The 1159-nt window shown below is 62.7% G+C and carries 1 protein-coding gene; it reads right to left on the bottom strand.

Annotation, left to right across the window (positions count from 1 at the left end):
• Positions 1–103 precede the first annotated feature (103 nt).
• The coding region (locus tag E3T51_RS11370) for a hypothetical protein (RefSeq protein ID WP_198417862.1) at positions 104–1159 on the bottom strand (1056 nt) is incomplete at its 5' end.

The following is a 1159-nucleotide window of genomic DNA, read 5'->3' as shown; positions in this document are numbered from 1 at the left end:
GTTTGTGGTGGGGTGTGCGATGAGGCGGGCCTCGCGTGCTGTGTGCACGTGGGGCCCGCCTGGTTCCTGCGAGGGAATTCTGGGGTGGGGTTAGCCGGGGTGGTTAGCCTTTTTTGATGACGACGGGGGTGTTGTCGGTGTAGTAGTTGCGTTGGAAGTCGATGATGGTGGTGGTTTTGGCGATGACGGCGCAGTTGGCGACCTTGGTGTTGCGGCCGAATTTGTTGTCTGTGATGATGGTGCCTTTGAGGGGGCCGTAGGCTTTCTCGGCGATGTTGACGGTGCAGGCGCCGTTGTTGGCGTAGTTGTTGGTGTAGACGAAGTTGGAGACGACTCCGCGGTCTTGGGTGATTTGCACGGCGGCGCTGTGGGAGTCGGTGAGGCGGTTGCCGATGACTTTGACGTTGTTACCGCTTTGTATCTGGATGGAGTCGTCGTGGCTGGGGGATCCGCCCTGGTTGGGGTCGTTGAGGTAGTGCATGTGGTCGTGGATCCAGCTTTTCTGGATGAGGACGTTGCTGCCGGTGATGTGGATGCCGTCGATGATGTTGTGGATGTTGAGGCGGGTGGCGGTGAAGTTGTAGCCGTAGATGCCGTTGGCGTGGGGTGAGGCGACGGTCGGGAACAGTTCGGTGTCGGTGATGACGAGGTTGCTGTAGCCGCCGAGGTTGTTGATCAGGGCGCCGGGACCGTTCATGGTGCGGCCGCGGATGATGGAGTTTTTGATGGTGACGTTGGCGGCTTGAATTTTGACCAGGCCGCGGATGTCGAGGCCGTTCAGGACGGTGCCGGGCGTGGTGACGTTGATGTCACCGTTGACGACCTTCAGGGCTGTTCCGGCGGGAACACCGGTGTTGGACGCGGACGGCGTACCCGACGTCGGCGCCACCACAGCCGGAGCCGGAGCTGGAGCTGGAGCTGGAGCGGGTGCGGGTGCTGCTGGTGCGGGGGTGGGTGCGGGGACGGTTGTGGCGGTGTAGCCGATGATGGTCATGGCGACGGTGACGTTGGCGGTGGCGCTGGCGACGGTGATGGTGCCGTCGGATTTGCTGGTGACGGGGACGGTGTAGGTGCGTTCGGGGCCGTCGCCGGCCGGGGCGGTGAAGTAGTACCGCTGGGTGTTTTCTGGACCCACCAGAACCTTGATGTCGGTGCGGGC

The sequence above is a fragment of the Cryobacterium serini genome, assembly GCF_004404025.1.
Classification (GTDB): domain Bacteria; phylum Actinomycetota; class Actinomycetes; order Actinomycetales; family Microbacteriaceae; genus Cryobacterium; species Cryobacterium serini.
Note: the sequence above shows the minus strand (reverse complement) of the source record. Positions and strands in the feature narration are given on the sequence as shown.